Source organism: Paraburkholderia tropica (assembly GCF_900109265.1).
GTDB lineage: Bacteria > Pseudomonadota > Gammaproteobacteria > Burkholderiales > Burkholderiaceae > Paraburkholderia > Paraburkholderia tropica.
In genome coordinates this window covers 224,188-241,443 of sequence record NZ_FNZM01000006.1, presented here as the reverse complement: position 1 = coordinate 241,443, position 17,256 = coordinate 224,188, and the positions used below count along the sequence as shown (strand labels likewise).

The following is a 17,256-nucleotide window of genomic DNA, read 5'->3' as shown; positions in this document are numbered from 1 at the left end:
GAGACATCGATGGAAGTCAGAAACGTACCGCATGTGAGCGAACTGCTCGCGAATTCGCCGAAAAACTGGGGCAAATGGGGCCCCGAGGACGAGGTCGGCTCGCTGAACTACCTGACCGCCGCGCAGATCCTGAAGGGCATCGCCACGGTGCGTCAGGGCAAGACCTTCACGCTGCAGGTGCGCATGGGCGACCCGGACGGCGATCCGGTCTGGCCGGGCCGCCAGGGCGCGAAGCGGATGAGCGTGATGGATCGCGGCCACTACAACTGCGGCAAGGGGCCGGTTTTCCCGGGCTCCTATCAATACGCCGACGACGTGATGTTCATGTATCTGCAAGGCTCCACGCAGTACGACGCGCTCGGGCACGTCTGGTACGACGATCAGATCTGGAACGGCTACGACGCGGATACGACGATCGGCGGCCTCGCTAAAGCGAGCGTCTGCCCGATTGGCGAGCGCGGGGTGGTGGGGCGCGGCGTGCTGATCGACATCGCGCGCCATCGCGGCAAGGACGTGCTCGATCCGGGTGAGACTTTCACGCATCGCGATCTGCTCGACGCGGCGCAAGCGCAGGGCGTGACGATCGAGAAGCGCGATATTCTCGTGATCCGCACCGGCTGGATCGGCTCGTTCTACAAGCGCGACCGCGCGGAGTTCTACGCGAATTTCAAGGAGCCGGGCCTGACTTATAGCCCGGAACTCGTGCAGTGGTTTCAGGACATGGAGATTCCGAACCTCGTGACCGACACGATCGCGAACGAAGTGACGACCGATCCGGTCTCGGGCGTCGATCTGCCGCTGCACAATGCGCTGATGCGCAATCTGGGCATCGCGCTGACCGAGATCGCGCAACTCGACGCGCTCGCCGACGATTGCGCGCAGGACGGCCAGTACGCGTTCCTGTACACGGCGGCGCCGCTGAAGGTCGTGGGCGGCACGGGCGCGCCGGTTAATCCGATCGTGATCAAGTAGGCGCGCGTTCTTGCGTTGCGTGTGTTTGCGCGGCCTGCACGGGCCGCGCGATGCCGTTCATGGTGCTGCGCCGCTTTCTTCCCGCTCCGCTCGCACCACCTCGATCAACGCCCGCAACCCCGCGGGAATATGCCGGTTGCCCGGAAAGTACAGAAACAACCCAGGTATCGCCGGACACCAGTCTTCGAGCACGGCCACGAGCCGCTTGCGCGCCAGCGCGTCGCGCGCGTAAGGCTCCGGCACGTAAGCGATGCCGAGCCCGTCGAGCGCGGCTTCCACCATGAGCGTGTTGCTGTCGAGCGTGAGCGCGCCGGGCGGATCGATCGCGACCGCCTCGCCATGTCGCGCGAATTCCCAGCGATAACGCCGCCCGCCCGGCAGCCGCTGGCGGATGCAGCGATGCGCCTGCAAATCGCCGGGCAGCGCCGGACGCCCATGCTTGCGCAGATAGCGCGGCGAGGCCACGGCGAGAAAGCGCAGATCGTCGCTGATGCGCACGGCGATCATGTCCTTGTGCACGGCCTCGCCGAGCCGCACGCCCGCATCGAAACCCTCCGCGACGATATCGACGAAACGGCCCTCGGACACCAGATCCAGCTCCATCTGCGGATACTGCGCGAGAAAGCGCGGCACGACGGTTTGCAGCAGATGGCGGATCGCGCCGTCGCTGCCGTTGATGCGCAGCGAGCCGCGCAGCGCCTCGTCGTCGCGCGCCACGTCGTCGAGCGCGTGATCGAGTTCGCTGAGCACGGGTCGCAGGCGGCCGAGCAGCCGCTCGCCCGCTTCGGTCAGCGAGACGCTGCGCGTGGTCCGGTGCAGCAATCGCACGGACAGCGTGTTTTCGAGCCCGCGCATCGCGTGGCTCAGCGCCGAGCGCGACACACCGAGTTCGCCCGCCGCCTGCACGAAACTGCGCCGCGCGGCGACCGTCATGAACGCCTGGAGATCGGCGAGCGTCGGCTTGCCCGGCGGTTTGCTGGTCGCTTTGCTGGTGGACTTGCGCATTGGTGAATTTTCCTCAACACGAGATGCCGATTGGCGGGGCTTCTGCGACGAATCATACCGCTCTAGCATGAAGCCAACATTCATCGACGGAGCGCAACATGACGAAGAACTGGCTGATTACCGGCGCGTCGAGCGGCCTTGGGCGGGGCATGACGGAGCGTCTGCTGGCGCGCGGCGACGCCGTGGTCGCGACGCTGCGCAAGCCCGGCGCACTCGACGATCTGCGCGAGCGATATGGTGAGCGTCTGCACGTCGTCGAACTCGATCTGACGCGACTCGACACGCTGCGCACCGCCGTGGCGCACGCGTTCGCGGCGCTGCCGCGCATCGACGTCGTGGTGAGCAACGCGGGTTACGGCCTGTTCGGCGCGGCGGAGGAACTCGACGATGCACGCATCGAGCAGCAGATCGCGACCAATCTGACCGGCTCGATGCAGTTGATTCGCGCGGCCGTCCCGCGTCTGCGCGAGCAGGGCGGCGGGCGCATCGTGCAGGTGTCGTCGGAGGGCGGTCGCATTGCCTATCCGGCGTTCAGCGCGTATCACGCGACCAAGTGGGGCATCGAGGGTTTCGTCGAAGCGGTCGCGCAGGAAGTGGCGCCGTTCGGTATCGACTTCGTGATCGTGGAGCCGGGCGCGACGCGCACGAATTTCGGCGCGGGCCTCGATCGCACGCAGCCGATGCGCGTCTACGATGCCACGCCGGTGGGCGAGATTCGCCGCGCGCTCGACGCGGGTTATTTCGAATTCGCCGATGCGGCGAAGACCGTCGACGCCATGATCGCGACGATCGACAGCGCGTCGCCGCTTTTGCGTCTCGCGCTCGGGCGCTCGGCGTACGAATCGATTCGCGCGTCGCTGATCCGGCAGCTCGAAGCGCTGGAAGCGCAGAAGGAGATCGCGCTATCGGTGATGGAGAAAGCGTGAACGGCGAGCGTTGGCGCTCGCCGTTCATTTCACGTTGATACGCTTGCGCGTGGAGGCGCCCGCTTACTTGAGCAGATCGCGGATCGCTTCGCCCACGCCGGTCGCCGATTGCGGATTCTGGCCGGTCACGAGCTTGCCGTCGACGGCCACCGTGCGCGTCCATTCCGCGCCCGGCTGCATCTGCGCGCCGCGCTGCGCGAGCGTGCTGGAGAGCAGGAACGGCACGACCTGCGTGAGGCCGACGGCTTCTTCCTCGGCATCGGTGAACGCGGCGACCTTGCGGCCCGCGACGAGATAGCGGCCGTCGCTGAGCGTCACGTTGACCAGCGCGGCGGGACCGTGGCAGACCGCGCCCACCACGCCGCCCGCTTCCCACACGGCGCGCGTTTTATCGTTGACGGCCGCGCTGGTCGGGAAGTCCCACATCGCGCCGTGGCCGCCCGCGAAAAAGATCGCGGAAAGCGTGCTCGGGTCGACATCGGCGAGCGCTTTCGACTGCGCGATCGCGGCGCGAAAACGGGCGTCGTTCCAGTAGCGCGCGTTCACGGGATCGTCGAGATCGAGGCCGTCGACGGGCGGCTCGCCGCCCTGGATCGAGGCGAATTCGACCGGAATCCCGGCGGCTTCGAGCACGGCGAGCGGATGCGTCACTTCCGACAGATAAAAGCCCGTGGGATCTCCACCTTCGCCCTTGCTGCCGTGGCTGGTCATGACGATAAGAACCGGTTTCATGTCGATGCTCTAAAGAATGTGAGTGTGGGGAAAATCAGGCCGTGACGTCGTGCGCGGCTTCGTTGACGCTGTCGTGTGCGGCGTCGCCCGTGTAATGCGGATAGTCGGTGTAGCCGTGCGCGTCGCCGCCGTAGTAGGTGCTTGCATCGACCTTCGCGATGGCCCAGCCGTGGCGGAAGCGCTCGACCAGATCCGGATTCGCGATATACGGCGCGCCGAACGCGGCGAGGTCGATCGTGCCGCTGGCAAGCAGCGCGCTGGCCTTCTGGAAATCGAGGCCGCCCGCGAGGATCAGCGTGGCGCCGCTTGTGCCGCGCGTTTCGCTGCGGTACGCGGCGCGGAAGCGTTCGAGAAAGCCGGCGGGCATGGCGGGTGCGCCGCGGCTGGCCTGATCCATGATGTGCACGTAGGCGATGCCGCGCGCGCCGAGTTCGCGGGCGAGATAGAGGAAGGTGTCCGCTTCGCCGTCGAAGTCGCCGAGTTCGTGCAGTCGGCCAAACGGCGAGAGCCGGATGCCGACGCGCTCGCGCCCGATGCGCGCAATGCACGCGTCCACCACGGCGAGCGCGAAGCGCGCGCGGTTTTCCACCGTGTCGCCGCCGTAGGCGTCCGTGCGGTCGTTGACCGCGCCGTTGATGAACTGCTCGACCAGATAGCCGTTCGCGCCGTGAATTTCGACGCCGTCGAAACCGGCGTCCACGGCGTTCTGCGCGGCGTTCGCGAAGTCCTCGATCACGCGCGCGATTTCGTCGAGCGAGAGCGCGTGCGGCTTGCTCGCGGTTACGAAGGCGGGCTGGCCGTGCTCGTCGTAACCGAACGCGGAACTCTTCGCGGCCTGCGCGGTGGTCGAGCTGACCGGCGCCGCGCCGCCCGGTTGCAGCGAGACGTGGCTCATGCGGCCCACGTGCCAGATCTGCGTGAAGATCGTGCCGCCGAGGTCGTGCACCGCATCGGTCACGTCGCGCCACGCAGCCACCTGCGTGTCGTTCCAGATGCCGGGGCAATCGACGAAACCATTGCCTTCGGGGCTGATCGGCGTGCCTTCCGTGACGATCAGGCCCGCGCTCGCGCGCTGCGCGTAGTAGCGCACGGTGGCGGCGTTGGGCACGTTGCCGGGCGCGCGGGCGCGCGTCATCGGCGCCATCACCACGCGGTTGCGGAGCGGGCGGCCCGCGAGATCGTAGGCATCGAAAAGTGTCGTCATGGTGCTGGCTGTCCTTGGCTGCGGCGTGCGCGCGTCTTCGAAACAACCATTGTGAGCGCCGTGGATTCCTTTTCCTAGCTGGTGCAATGGAATATCATTTGTGAACTAAATTCTGGAATCAAACGTTCACATGGACAGTCGAAGCGGCGAAATGCGGGTGTTCACGCGCGTGGTCGAAACCGGCAGTTTTTCGGCGGCGGGCAAGACGCTGGAGCTCACGCCTTCGGCGGTCAGCAAGGTGATCAGCCGCCTCGAAGAACGGCTCGGCGTGCTGCTGTTTCAGCGCTCCACGCGGCATCTCGCGGTGACCAACGAAGGGCGGCTGTTCTACGACAGCTGCGTGCGCATTCTCGACGACATCGACGAAGCCGAGCACGGCATCGCCGAGGGCATCACGGCGCCGCACGGCGCGCTGCGCATCAACGTGTCGATTCCGATGGGCACGCATTACATCGTGCCGCTGATGCCGCTGTTTACCGCGCGCTATCCCGGCATTCGCGTCGATCTCTCGTTGACGGACGCAGTGGTGGATCTGCAGCGCGAACGCGTCGACGTGGCCGTGCGCACGGGGCCGTTGTCGGATGCGAATTTTCATGCGCGCAAGCTCGGGTCGACGGGACGCGCGGTGGTGGCCGCGCCGCGTTATCTCGAAGCGCACGGCGTGCCGCAAGCGCCCGAAGATCTCGCGGGCCATCGCTGTTTCAACTTCAACTTTCGCCGCGCGATGGACGAATGGCCGTTTCGCATCGACGGGCGCGTGTTTCACTTTCCCGTGCGCGGCGACATCCTCACGAACAACGGCGCGACGATGCGCCAGATGACGCTGGAGGGACTCGGCATCAGCCGTCTGGGCCTCTTTCATATCAAGGACGATCTCGCGTCGGGACGCCTCGTCGAACTGCTGCCCGACTACAACCCGGGCGACATCGAGGACATCCACGTGATCTTCAGCAATCAGCGTCATATGACGGCGCGCGTGCGCGTGTTCATCGACTTCCTCGTGGAGACGCTGAGTCCCAGACTGGAAGCTTGAGTTGCAGACGTGAAGCACCGCGTGCTACCGTGCACGTTCGTGAAATTACAAGAAAATTCGTGCAAATCATGCTGACGAGTCAACGCAAGAAAGCGATTCTCGACGCACTCGAACGCGACGGCCAGGTGCTGGCGGGCGCGCTGAGCGTGGAGTTCGGCGTGTCCGAGGACACGGTGCGGCGCGACCTGCGCGAACTGGCCGCCGAAGGGCGCTTGCAGCGCGTGCATGGCGGCGCGTTGCCCGCTTCGCCGGCCGTTGCGCCGCTCGCGCAGCGTCAGGATATGGATGTGGCCGCGAAGCAGCGCGTCGCGCGCAAGGCCGCCGCGATGATCGAGCCGGGGCAGGTCGTGATCGTCGATGGCGGGACCACGTCGGCGCTGCTGGTGCAGTGCCTCGCGCCCGATCTGCAGGCGACCGTGGTCACGCACAGTCCGAGCGTGGCCGTGGCGCTGGCGGCGCATCCGTCGATCGACGTCGTGCTGATCGGCGGCAAGCTCTACAAGCATTCGCTCGTGGCAGTGGGCGCGGCGGCCGTCGAGGCCATGTCGCACATACACGCCGATCTCTACTTCATGGGCGTGACGGGCGTGCATGCGAAGGCGGGGCTGAGCACCGGCGACTTCGAAGAGGCCTACGTCAAGCGCGCGCTGGCGCAGCGCGCGGCGGAAACGGTCGTGCTGGCGTGCGCGTCGAAGCTCAACACGGCGTCGCCGTATCGCATCGGCGAACTCGATCTGGCGCAGACGCTCATCGTCGACGCGGGCGCGGATGCGCGGCTCGTGAAGCCGATCGAAAAGGCGGGCTTGACGGTGGTGAAGGCGTAACGTGTGTTTCGAGCCTGAAAACGGGCTCGAAACGTTCTATCAGGATGCCGAAGTAAATTGGAGTGACGGCCGAACGTCGTAAAGTCATCCTGATTATTTGGCGCGAATTCAACGCCAGTCGAATAACCCTTCGTGTTGCGAAATAAGCGAGAAAATCACCGGTTTCACACCGGCAATGGGCATTTAATTACAAATACTTTACATATTTCGCTTTTACACGCCGAAATCCTTTTAATGCACCAATATGTGGCGTTTTAAAGCCATCGCACCAGTTTGATTCATTTTGCTTAAATTGAAATACAAAAGAAATGTTCATTCTGCTATTTGTAAGATATCGCATTTCCTGCATTTAAATTTAAGGCGGGTCAATATCCAGGACGCGCTCCGGGCGGGATTTGTGGCGATTTAGAATGATTTTTCTAATTTCGGTAATCTCCCATCAAAAAAGTTTACTGAGCTTTTTTTTACTTGCTATCGTTCAGTCCGCCACACGCGTTACTGAACTTCGACACACGTTTGTCACCGCGCCATGCGTGAGGATGCTGTCGAAGCGCCGGAAATGACGCGATGCCGCAGACCGCTTCCGTGCCAGCGCATGAATCGGGTTTCCCACAACGGATCCCGATGTCATGCATGCCATTCGGACTGCGAAAGAAACACCTGACTTGATGCAACGCCCGCGCCGGATCGGCGCCGGCGTTGCTGCACAGCGGAAAGTGGGCGCAAGACGCCCGAGGGAGCGAAGGTGGTGATGAAAGGGGAAGTCGGTTTGCAATCGGCGGGCGCCGCGCTGCAACGGCCCGCGCGGCCTCGCGAGTTCGGCCGCAAGCAGCAGAACCCGGTGCGCCGTTTTGGCGGCATCGCGATCGTCCTGTTGCTGCACATCGTGCTGATCTACGCGTTGATCAACGGTCTTGCGACCAAGGTCGTGCAGGTCATTCAGCATCCCATCGAAACGAAGATCATCGAGCCGGTGAAACCGCCGCCTCCGCCGCCGCTGCCGACCGTGCAGCTGCCGCCGCCGAAGTTCACGCCGCCGCCGCCGCCGTTCGTGCCGCCGCCCGAGGTGCCGGTGCAGGCGCCGCCGCAGGCCACCATCACGCACGCGGCCACGCCGGTGCAGAGCGCGCCCGTGACGGCGCCGCCCGCGCCGCCGGCTCCGGTGACGGCGCCGGCCAAGCCGGTGAGCCACGAGGTGGGCGTGGTGTGCCCGAACTCGGACCAGATCCGTTCGTCGATCAAGTATCCGCAGGAAGCGCAGGAAAACAACGTGACGGGCGATGTGCTGATCGAGTTCGTCGTCGACGCGCAAGGCCATATCACGAACGAGCGCGTGGCGAAGTCCGCCGACGACGACAGCCTCGATCGTGCGGCATTCAACGCGGTGAAGCAGTTCAATTGCATTTCGCAGGGGCAGCCGGTCCGCGTGCAGGTGCCGTTCTCGTTCAACCTCAACTGAGGCGCGGGCGGCAGCATTCGGGTGGCGATTCATTAGTCACGATTCACAAGTTCAACGATTGAACTGGAGCAGGCATGAAGAAGCGTTCTTTCGCCGCACTGGCGGCCAGCATGTTGTTCGCCGTAGCCACGGTCGACACCTTTGTTGCACCTACGCTCGCCAATGCGCAAGCAAGCGACACGAGCGCCACGGCTTCGGCCGGCGCAACCGCAAGCGCGCCGGCCACGGCCGCCACGGCGCCCGCGCCGGTCCCGGCAGCGGACCAGCCGCCGCCGCCGCCCGCCACGTCCGAGACCGTGAGCAACCCGTATGGCCTCGGCGCGCTGTGGAAGAACGGCGACTTCGTCGCGCGCTTCGTGCTGCTGCTGCTCGTGATCATGTCGATGGGCAGCTGGTACATCATGATCACCAAGTTCATCGAGCAAGCCCGTGCGAACCGCCGCGCGAAGGTCGCCGACGACCAGCTCTGGAACGCGCCCACGCTCGCCGACGGCGCGAAGCAGCTCGAAGAAACCTCGCCGTTCCGCTTCATCGCCGAAACGGCCATCGAAGCGGGCGAGCATCACGACGAAGCGCTGCTCGAAGCGGTCGACCGCAACACGTGGATCGACGTCTCGGTCGAGCGCGCCATCACCAACGTCTCGAACCGCCTGCAGGACGGCCTCGCCTTCCTCGGCACGGTCGGCTCCACGGCGCCGTTCGTCGGCCTGTTCGGCACGGTCTGGGGCATCTATCACGCGCTGACCGCCATCGGCATCGCGGGCCAGGCGTCGATCGACAAGGTCGCGGGTCCGGTGGGCGAAGCGCTGATCATGACGGCCATCGGCCTCGCGGTCGCGGTGCCGGCAGTGCTCGGCTACAACTTCCTCGTGCGTCGTAACAAGGCCGTGATGGAGCGCGTGCGCGCCTTCGGCGCCCAGTTGCACGCAGTCCTGCTCGCCGGCGGCAAGCGTGGCGCGCGCGCCGCGTCGCGCGCCGTCGCGATGGCCGAATAATCCCGTCGAACGAGGTACGCCATGGCCATGAGCGTGGGGCAGGAGGGCGGCGACGACGAAGTCATCTCCGCCATCAATACGACGCCGCTCGTCGACGTGATGCTGGTCTTGCTGATCATCTTCCTGATCACGATTCCGGTGGTGACGCATACCGTGCCTGTGCAGTTGCCCAAGCAAACGGTGCAGCCGCTGCAGACCACGCCGAAGAGCGTCGAGATCGCCATCAATCGCGACGGCAACTTCTTCTGGAACGAGTCGCTCGTCGACGCGCCCACGCTGCTCGAACGCCTGAAAACGGCCTCGCAGCAGACGCCGCAGCCGGAAGTGCACGTGCGCGGCGATCAGGGCACGCGTTACGAGTTCATCGGCCGGGTGCTCACGTCGTGCGAGCGCGCGGGTATCGCGAAGGTGTCGTTCATCACGGAGCCGCCCGCACGCGGCGGTTGAGCGCGATGAGCGGGTTCCATCCGCCGGTTTGAGGGCGGGGGTTTCATTGAGCAGGGGAAAGTCATGGGTATGAACGTGGGGTCGGGCGGTGGCGGCGGCGAGCCGGAAGTGATGGTGGACATCAACACCACGCCGCTCATCGACGTGATGCTGGTGCTGCTGATCATGCTGATCATCACCATTCCGATCCAGATGCATTCGATCAAGATGAATCTGCCGGTGGGCAATCCGCCGCCGCCCGCCACGCAGCCGCAGATCGTGCAGATCGACATCGACTTCGACGGCACCACGACGTGGAACGGCCAGCCCGTGCCCACCGAGGCGGACCTCGAATCGCGGCTCGCGCAGGCGGCCGCGCAGCCCGATCAGCCGGAGATTCATGTGCGGCCGAACCGGCTCGTGCCGTATCGCGACGTGGCGGCCGTGATGGCCGCGGCGCAGCGCGAAGGCGCGACGAAGATCGGCCTGATCGGCAACGAACAGTACATGCAGTGAGGAACGACGTGGCGCGTATTTCCCGACGATTCAGACAGGCCGTGCTGGCCGCCGCGCTGGGCGGCGCCGGCGTGTTCGGCGCGGCGCCGTTCGCGATGCACGCCGCGCAGGCGGCGCCGACCTTGCGTCCCGAGGTGGCGAAGCCGCTCAACGACGCGCAGACGCTCTATCGCGCGCACCGCTACAGCGAGGCGCTCGCGAAGATCGCTCAGGCGGCCGCGGTGCCCAACCGCACCGACTACGAGACCTTGATGGTCGAAGAGATGCGCGGCGCGGCAGCGGCGGCGGCGGGCGACAACGCCACCGCCGAGCGTGCGTACGAAACGCTGCTCGCGGGCGGCCAGGTGAAGGGCGAGGACGAGCAGCGCACGGCGGCCGCGCTCGCCGGGCTGTATTTCCAGCAGAAGGATTACGCGAAGGCGATCCGCACCGCGCAGCGCTATCAGAAGGCGGGCGGCACCGATCCGCAGATGCAGACGCTGCTGATCGAGGCGTATTACCTCTCGGGCGACAACGCGGGCGCGCTCGCGCTGCTGCGTTCGAGCGTCGATGCGCAGGTGCGCGCCGGTCACGCGCCCGAAGAAGCGCAGTTGCAGCTGCTCGGCACCGTCGCGCAGAAGGCCAACGATCAGGCGGCTTATCGCGGCGCGCTCGAAAAGCTCGTGGCGTATCACCCGAAACCCGCTTACTGGGACGACCTGATTCACGCCATCCGCGCGAAGCCCGGTTATCTCTCCGCGCTCGATGTCGACGTGTACCGGCTGCGTCGCGCCGCCGGTTCGCTGTCGGGCGCGAACGATTACATGGAATTCACGCAGCTCGCGATCATGGCCGGGTCGACGGCGGAAGGCAAGCAGGTCGTCGATCAGGGCTTCACGAGCGGCGTGCTCGGCCACGACGCGCAGGCGGACCGCGAGCGTCGGCTGCAGGCGCTCGCCGCTAAACGTGCGAGCGCGCCCGCCGATCCGCAGAATCCGCTTTCGCCGTTCGATCTGGGCTTCAATCAGGTGTTCGCGGGTCAGCAGCAGGCCGGTTTCGCAGCGATGGACGCGGCGCTCGCCAAGGGCGTCGATCATCCGGATATGGCGCGTCTGCGGCTTGGCGAGGCGTACTACTTCGCGGGCCAGAAGGCGCGCGCGGTGACGGCTTTCAAGGCGGTCAAGGGCACGGACGGTTCAGCCGATCTCGCTCAGCTCTGGTTGCTGATTGCGGCGAAGTAATCGCGATAGCGGCGCGGTGAGGTAATCGCGCTGTTATCTCGTTGTTATATCGTCGTTATGGCGATGTAATTGCATCACCGTAATTGGGCGCGATCCGCACCAATTGCAGGCGTTTTACGCAGTACGTTTCTCTCGTTGTGCGTTCAAACCGTTCGAAATAAAAAGCGGCTCGTTTTTTGGGGCGAGCCGATGGAGGTGTCGCGCCATAAAAAGAGGTTCGATCTAATCAAACAAATTTTGACGCGTTATTTTGTCTTGCTATGGTTTCGCCACTTGACGAGAAGGCATACGTTGCAGCAACCACCGGCCGCCGCATTCGCGCCCTGCGTCAGCGCCTCAGGCGCACGTTGCAGGAGACCGCGGAGCTGGCGGGAATATCCAAGCCTTATCTCTCGCAGGTGGAACGCGGGCGCGCCACGCCGTCATTGCGCTCGTTGATCGGCATCGCGCGGGCGCTGGGCGTCACCTTGCAGTACTTCATCGAAACACCGGCGGAAGAGCAGGTCGTGCGCCGCGCCGAGCGCCTGAAGTTTTTTGGTTTCACCGGGTCGGCGAATCAGTATGGCCGGCTGACGTCGACGGGCGGCGACCGCAAGCTCGACGCGCAGCTCGTGAAGATGCCGGCCGGCGCACAACGTTTCGACGTCGTTGCGCAGGCAACGGAAGAGTTCCTGTATGTCATGAGCGGCGAAGTGTCGCTTACGCTGGAAGATACGACGTTCGTGCTGCGCGCGGGCGACACCGCACATTTCGAATCGGCGGTGCCGCACGCGTGGGCCAATCCCTCGGATACGGAAAGCGTATTCGTCTGGGTGGGGACGCCGAAGCTGATTTGAGAAACGCCGTTGCAACAGAAAAAAGCGCTTCACGGCAATACAGAAATATTAGTAGTCCAAATGTAATGTGAAGACTTCACCCGCGCGGCGCGCAAGCATAAACAGGGGTTGCCGCGCGGGACAGAAGGCGTCCGCAAAGAAAGACGTAGTGCTGTGATTGCGTGGCGCACATGCTTTGAAAGCCGTTAGCAGTCCGATTTCAAAAGGGGTTTGGGTGAATCGCCACGCCGGATGCAACCGCGCCGCCGGGGCGATTCGCACAATGGGCGCGACGCGACAGCGTCGTCAATCGACGGCGAGGTTCACAAGACCTCGCCCCGCGTGACGCAAGTGGGCGTGACTGACGAGTGAGAAGGGGAAAAAGTGAAACAGAGGGTTTTGGCGCTAGCCATCAAAAGGATAATCTGGGCTGAAGTCGCACTATCGGCGGCCATCGCGGCGCCGGCATTCGCACAAAGCCAGCCTGCCGCCACGAGCGGCGCGACCGCCGCCGCGGCGGCCACGGGTGCGTCCGACGCTGCGGCGTCGACGGCGCCCTCGGCTTCGTCGTCGACGACGACCAAGGCGAACGGCGACAACGTCGCGCAGCTCAAGAAGTTCGAGGTGACCGGCTCGCTTATCCGCCAGTCCGACAAGACCGGCTATCAGGCGGTGCAGACGATCACGCCGCAGCAGATCCAGAATTCGGGCGCGACGAGCGTCTCGGACTACATGCGCACGATCTCGGCGAACTCCGCGAACAGCTGGGGCGAGTCGAACGACGACAGCTTCGCGGCCGGCGGCGCCGGTATCGCACTGCGCGGCCTGAGCGAGAAGTACACGCTCGTGCTCGTGGACGGTCAGCGTGTCGCGCCGTACGGCTTCGCCGTGAACGGCACCGACACCTTCTTCGACCTTAACGCCATTCCCCTGAACGCCGTCGACCGCATCGAAGTGGTCAAGACCGGCGCCGTGTCGCAATACGGTTCGGACGCTATCGCGGGCGTCGTGAACATCATCACGAAGCACGACTTCCAGGGCCTGCAACTGGACGGCAGCTACGGCGGCGCCACGCAAGGCGGCGCGGGCACGACCAAGTTCGGCATTCTCGGCGGCTTCGGCAATCTCACGAGCGACCGCTTCAACGTGACCGCCACGGCGAGCTACTACAAGTCGAATGGCTTCACGCTCGCCGACCGCGACACCACCGAAAACCAGGACTTCAGCAACAAGGGCTACGGCGGCTCGGTCCTCTCGCCGTCGTACTGGCTGAACCCGACCTCGGGCCTCGCGGAAGCCGTCGGTCCCTGCGGCGGCGTGGTCCAGCCGTACGGCAGCAACATCATCGCGTCGAACACGGGAGCGGCCTCGGGCGGCACGGTGTGCGGCCGCAACACGGCCGAATCGGGCTCGATCGATCCGTGGACCGAGCGCTGGAACGCCAAGGTTCACGCGGACTTCAAGGTCAACGACAACACTACGGCCTGGGCTGACCTCTGGGAAAGCAACATCAAGACGGTCACCAACGACTTCACGTCGTACCTTGGCAACAAGACGGTCTACGACCCGGCCACCGGCACGCTCTCCGCATGGCAGGCCGTGGTGCCGGCCAGCAACAAGTACAACCCGTACGGCACCGACGCGACGATCTTCACGTGGCTGCCGAACACGGTCTCCGATACCACCGAAGCGAACTTCTACCGCGCGGCGATGGGTATCAAGGGCAACTTCTCGGTCTCGAAGGAAGACTGGGATTGGGCGTTGTCGTACGGCCACTCGCAGAGCACGGTCACGAATACCACGACGGGTCAGTTGAGCGTGGCGGGCGTGGAGAACATGCTCGCGAACGGCACCTACGACTTCGCGAATCCGTCGGCGACGCCTAACGGCCTGAACGGCGTGTTCACCGACACCAACAACATCGCGGTGTCGAAGCTCGACGTGGTGGACGCCACGCTGTCCACGCCGAACCTGTTCCACATCCCGACCGGCGACGTGGGTCTCGGCCTCGGCAGCCAGTTCACGCACCAGAGCGAGCGTATCAACCAGGGCGCGAACACGATGGACGGCTCGGTGCTGAGCCCGGCGCTGCAGACCGTCGACGGCGAGCGTAACGTCGCGGCCGTGTACTACCAGGTCGACGTGCCGCTCTGGCAGCACATCCTGACCTTCAGCCAGTCGGGCCGCTACGACCATTACAGCGACTTCGGCGGCGCGTTCTCGCCGCGCTTCGCGCTGCGCTTCCAGCCGATCCAGCAGTTCACGATGTACGGTTCGTACAACCGCGGCTTCCGTGCGCCGAGCTTCGTCGAGAACACCAACTCGACCAGCACGGGCATCTCGCCGGTCGGTCCGAATGGCGCGGATGAAACCGTCGTCACGACCGGCAACACGAAGCTGCAGCCGGAACGCACGAAGAACTACAACATCGGCTTCCAGCTCTCGCCGGCCCGCGGCACCGATGTGGGCTTCGACTTCTACAAGATTCACGTGGATAACGCGATCGGCGCGGTGGTCGACCCGAGCAAGACGGTCTACAACTCGGACGGCTCGATTGCCTACATGGTCGAGCCGTACCAGAACCTCGGTTCGTTCGACACGTCGGGCTTCGAAACCACCTTCAGCCAGTCGATCAACACGCAGATCGGGCGCTTCACGCTGTCGGCGGACTGGGCCTACGTCTGGCACTTCAAGATGGACGGCATCGGCGGCAGCACGGGCACGATCGACGGCGCGGGCAACGACTCGACGCTCGCACAGCCGTTCGGCGGCTCGTTCCCGCGCTGGAAGGGCACCACGGATCTGTCGTGGAACTGGCACAAGTGGAATGCGACGCTCGACTGGCAGTACGTCGGCCCGTATTCGGATGCGCTGGGCTACAACTACTCGACGGGCTCGTACAGCCAGTTCAACCTGAACGTCGCGTACTCGGGCTTCAAGCACTGGACCATCTACGGCGGCATCAACAACATCTTCAACAAGGCGCCGCCGTACGATCCGCTCTGGCTCGGTTCGATCGACCAGACCGGTTACGACCAGTCGCTGTACAACTACGTGGGCCGTTACCTGCAGATCGGCGCAACGTACAAGTTCTAAACGCAGTGGGCTAGCAGCAAGGGCCGGGCAACCGGCCCTGTCCTCACGAAGGACGCATCAAGGCCGCGGCGCGCGCATCACCTGCGCGCGCCGCGTGCCGCAACGCAAACCATGCGGACAGAAAGACCGAAGATGAGACTGACGAAGTGTGCGCGCGTCGTGGCGGCAGCCCGCGCAGCGCTTGCAGCATGCACGCTGGGGGCGGCGTTCGCCGGCGCCGCGCAGGCGGCCACGGCCATCGCGCAGTACGACTCGCCCAAATACCCGGCCAACTTCACGCATTTCGATTACGCCGATCCCGACGCGCCCACCGACGGCACGCTGAGCTTCCAGAATTTCGATCAGGCGCAGAGCTACGACTCGCTCAATCCCTTCCTCGTGCGCGGCTCGCCCGCACCGGACATCAAGAACCTGATGTTCGACACGCTGATGCAGCGCAGCTGGGACGAACTCGCCTCCGAGTATCCGCTGATCGCGCAGAGCGTGGACGTCGCGCCCGACCTCACGTCGGCGACCTTCCATATCGACCCGCGCGCGCGCTTCTCGAACGGCGACCCGATCACGGCCGCCGACGTCAAGTATTCGTTCGACACGCTCACGAGCCCGCAGGCCTCGCCGCTGTTCAACGCGCAGTTCGAAGTGATTCGCGACGTCGTGGTGATCGACCCGCATACGGTGCGCTTCGATTTCCGCCGCGCCGAACGCGACGCGCCGCTGATCGCGGGCGATCTGCCGGTGTTCTCGCCGAAGTGGGCGAAGAAGGCCGACGGCACGACCATCGCGTTCAACCAGCTCTCGAACGTGCCGCCGATCGCGAGCGGCGCGTATCTGATCGAGTCGCGCAAGAACGACAAGCAGATCATCTACCGCCGCAATCCCGACTACTGGGCCGCCGATCTGCCGACGCGGCGCGGCATGTACCGCTTCCAGCGCATCGTCTTCAATCTGTATCTCGACCTGTATACGCAGCTCGAAGCGTTCAAGGCCGGCGACGCCGACGTGCACGTGGAGTACAGCGCCACGCAATGGGCGCGCAAATACGTGGGCAAGAATTTCCGCAACGGCATGCTCGAAAAACGCGATTTCGCGACGAGTCCCGCGCAGTTCCAGGGCATGCTGATCAACACGCGCAAGGACCGCTTCAAAGACGTGCGCGTGCGTCATGCGCTTTCGCTCGCGTTCGATTACGACTGGATGAATCGCATGATGTTCTACGGTCAGTACACGCGCCTGAAGAGCTATTTCGACGTGAGTCCGTTCGCGGCCACGGGCCTGCCGTCGCCGCAGGAACTCGCGCTGCTGGAGCCGTATCGCGCGAGTCTGCCGCCCGAGGTGTTCGGCCCGATGATGCAGTTGCCGAACACGCTGCCGCCCAATTCGCTGCGCGGCAATCTGCGCGAGGCGCGCGATCTGCTCGCGCAGGCGGGCTGGCACTATCGCGACGGCGCGCTGCGCAACGCGGCCGGCGAGCCCATGACCGTCGAGATCATCGACGACGAGCCGGGCATGGACCGTCTGATCCTGCCGTACACGCAGGCGCTCGGCATGCTCGGCATCCAGGCGCATCTGCGCGAGATCGACAGCGCGCTGTATCAGAAGCGTATCGACAATTTCGATTACGACATGACCACCTACATCTACGCGCCCACCACGATTCCGGGCGCGGAACTGGTGCGCCGCTTCGGCAGCGCGGCGGCCAGCCAGGTGGGATCGGAAAACTATCCGGGCGTGCGCATGAAAGTGGTCGACAAACTCATCGACGCCGTGCAGAAAGCCAACACGCTCGCCGATCTGGAAACGGCCACGCATGCGCTCGACCGCGTGCTGATGAACGAATACTTCCTCGTGCCCGAATACTACGCGCCGAACGAGCGCATCGCCTTCAAGACCACGATCGGCCGGCCGGCCATTTCGCCGCTGACCTACGTGCCGGAAGAGTGGGCCATCGACTACTGGTACCGCAAACCCGGCGCGCCCGATCCCGCGCGCGCGGGCGGCGCTTCGTCCACCCACACCGCCGCCGTGCAGTAAGG

Annotated in this window: 15 protein-coding genes; 12 read left to right on the top strand and 3 right to left on the bottom strand. The window is 64.8% G+C overall.

The window, feature by feature from the left end:
• The first annotated feature begins 9 nt into the window (after positions 1-9).
• On the top strand, positions 10-972 hold the full coding sequence (locus BMY06_RS11770; protein WP_074983245.1) for a cyclase family protein: 963 nt from the start codon (positions 10-12) through the stop codon (positions 970-972).
• A 57-nt stretch (positions 973-1,029) separates the two neighbouring features.
• Here BMY06_RS11770 and BMY06_RS11765 read toward each other — a convergent pair whose 3' ends face one another.
• Positions 1,030-1,977: a LysR family transcriptional regulator gene (locus tag BMY06_RS11765; protein WP_074983243.1), complete on the bottom strand. Its 948-nt coding sequence runs from the start codon at positions 1,975-1,977 to the stop codon at positions 1,030-1,032.
• A 98-nt stretch (positions 1,978-2,075) separates the two neighbouring features.
• Between BMY06_RS11765 and BMY06_RS11760 the strand changes: the two genes are divergently transcribed.
• Entirely contained in the window at positions 2,076-2,903 is an 828-nt protein-coding gene (locus BMY06_RS11760) for an SDR family oxidoreductase (protein ID WP_074983241.1), read from the top strand.
• Between the two features lie 63 nt (positions 2,904-2,966).
• Here the strand turns inward: BMY06_RS11760 and BMY06_RS11755 are convergent, their stop codons facing one another.
• Entirely contained in the window at positions 2,967-3,635 is a 669-nt protein-coding gene (locus BMY06_RS11755) for a type 1 glutamine amidotransferase domain-containing protein (protein WP_074983238.1), read from the bottom strand.
• 34 nt (positions 3,636-3,669) lie between these two features.
• Positions 3,670-4,839 (bottom strand): alkene reductase, encoded by a 1,170-nt coding sequence (locus BMY06_RS11750; RefSeq protein ID WP_074983237.1) that lies wholly within the window; start codon positions 4,837-4,839, stop codon positions 3,670-3,672.
• 130 nt (positions 4,840-4,969) lie between these two features.
• On the opposite strand from BMY06_RS11750, the gene BMY06_RS11745 reads away from it, so the two are divergent.
• The 10 genes from BMY06_RS11745 (at position 4,970) to BMY06_RS11700 (ending at position 17,254) form a co-directional block, all read left to right on the top strand.
• The gene (locus BMY06_RS11745) at positions 4,970-5,872 is read left to right on the top strand and encodes a LysR family transcriptional regulator (RefSeq protein WP_065063886.1); all 903 of its coding nucleotides are present in this window, start codon (positions 4,970-4,972) and stop codon (positions 5,870-5,872) included.
• Positions 5,873-5,940: 68 nt separating this feature from the next.
• A complete protein-coding gene (locus tag BMY06_RS11740; protein WP_074983235.1) occupies positions 5,941-6,696 on the top strand; it encodes a DeoR/GlpR family DNA-binding transcription regulator in 756 nt (251 codons plus the stop codon).
• 751 nt (positions 6,697-7,447) lie between these two features.
• Positions 7,448-8,155, top strand: a complete 708-nt coding sequence (locus BMY06_RS11735) for an energy transducer TonB (RefSeq protein WP_065063890.1) — start codon at positions 7,448-7,450, stop codon at positions 8,153-8,155.
• Between the two features lie 74 nt (positions 8,156-8,229).
• Positions 8,230-9,150 (top strand): MotA/TolQ/ExbB proton channel family protein, encoded by a 921-nt coding sequence (locus BMY06_RS11730; RefSeq protein ID WP_065063892.1) that lies wholly within the window; start codon positions 8,230-8,232, stop codon positions 9,148-9,150.
• 21 nt (positions 9,151-9,171) lie between these two features.
• A complete protein-coding gene (locus BMY06_RS11725; protein WP_074983233.1) occupies positions 9,172-9,597 on the top strand; it encodes an ExbD/TolR family protein in 426 nt (141 codons plus the stop codon).
• Positions 9,598-9,660: 63 nt separating this feature from the next.
• The gene (locus tag BMY06_RS11720; protein ID WP_065063897.1) at positions 9,661-10,092 is read left to right on the top strand and encodes an ExbD/TolR family protein; all 432 of its coding nucleotides are present in this window, start codon (positions 9,661-9,663) and stop codon (positions 10,090-10,092) included.
• 8 nt (positions 10,093-10,100) lie between these two features.
• On the top strand, positions 10,101-11,312 hold the full coding sequence (locus tag BMY06_RS11715) for a tetratricopeptide repeat protein (protein ID WP_074983383.1): 1,212 nt from the start codon (positions 10,101-10,103) through the stop codon (positions 11,310-11,312).
• Between the two features lie 260 nt (positions 11,313-11,572).
• Positions 11,573-12,148: a helix-turn-helix domain-containing protein gene (locus BMY06_RS11710; RefSeq protein ID WP_065063901.1), complete on the top strand. Its 576-nt coding sequence runs from the start codon at positions 11,573-11,575 to the stop codon at positions 12,146-12,148.
• 363 nt (positions 12,149-12,511) lie between these two features.
• The gene (locus BMY06_RS11705) at positions 12,512-15,223 is read left to right on the top strand and encodes a TonB-dependent receptor (RefSeq protein ID WP_074983231.1); all 2,712 of its coding nucleotides are present in this window, start codon (positions 12,512-12,514) and stop codon (positions 15,221-15,223) included.
• A 132-nt stretch (positions 15,224-15,355) separates the two neighbouring features.
• On the top strand, positions 15,356-17,254 hold the full coding sequence (locus tag BMY06_RS11700; protein ID WP_074983229.1) for an extracellular solute-binding protein: 1,899 nt from the start codon (positions 15,356-15,358) through the stop codon (positions 17,252-17,254).
• Positions 17,255-17,256: the final 2 nt, after the last annotated feature.

Coding starts and splice junctions, on each gene's coding strand:
- BMY06_RS11770 (WP_074983245.1), top strand. CDS start 10: ATGGAAGTCAGAAACGTACCGCATGTGAGCGAACTGCTCGCGAATTCG.
- BMY06_RS11765 (WP_074983243.1), bottom strand. CDS start 1,977: ATGCGCAAGTCCACCAGCAAAGCGACCAGCAAACCGCCGGGCAAGCCG.
- BMY06_RS11760 (WP_074983241.1), top strand. CDS start 2,076: ATGACGAAGAACTGGCTGATTACCGGCGCGTCGAGCGGCCTTGGGCGG.
- BMY06_RS11755 (WP_074983238.1), bottom strand. CDS start 3,635: ATGAAACCGGTTCTTATCGTCATGACCAGCCACGGCAGCAAGGGCGAA.
- BMY06_RS11750 (WP_074983237.1), bottom strand. CDS start 4,839: ATGACGACACTTTTCGATGCCTACGATCTCGCGGGCCGCCCGCTCCGC.
- BMY06_RS11745 (WP_065063886.1), top strand. CDS start 4,970: ATGGACAGTCGAAGCGGCGAAATGCGGGTGTTCACGCGCGTGGTCGAA.
- BMY06_RS11740 (WP_074983235.1), top strand. CDS start 5,941: ATGCTGACGAGTCAACGCAAGAAAGCGATTCTCGACGCACTCGAACGC.
- BMY06_RS11735 (WP_065063890.1), top strand. CDS start 7,448: ATGAAAGGGGAAGTCGGTTTGCAATCGGCGGGCGCCGCGCTGCAACGG.
- BMY06_RS11730 (WP_065063892.1), top strand. CDS start 8,230: ATGAAGAAGCGTTCTTTCGCCGCACTGGCGGCCAGCATGTTGTTCGCC.
- BMY06_RS11725 (WP_074983233.1), top strand. CDS start 9,172: ATGGCCATGAGCGTGGGGCAGGAGGGCGGCGACGACGAAGTCATCTCC.
- BMY06_RS11720 (WP_065063897.1), top strand. CDS start 9,661: ATGGGTATGAACGTGGGGTCGGGCGGTGGCGGCGGCGAGCCGGAAGTG.
- BMY06_RS11710 (WP_065063901.1), top strand. CDS start 11,573: ATGGTTTCGCCACTTGACGAGAAGGCATACGTTGCAGCAACCACCGGC.
- BMY06_RS11700 (WP_074983229.1), top strand. CDS start 15,356: ATGAGACTGACGAAGTGTGCGCGCGTCGTGGCGGCAGCCCGCGCAGCG.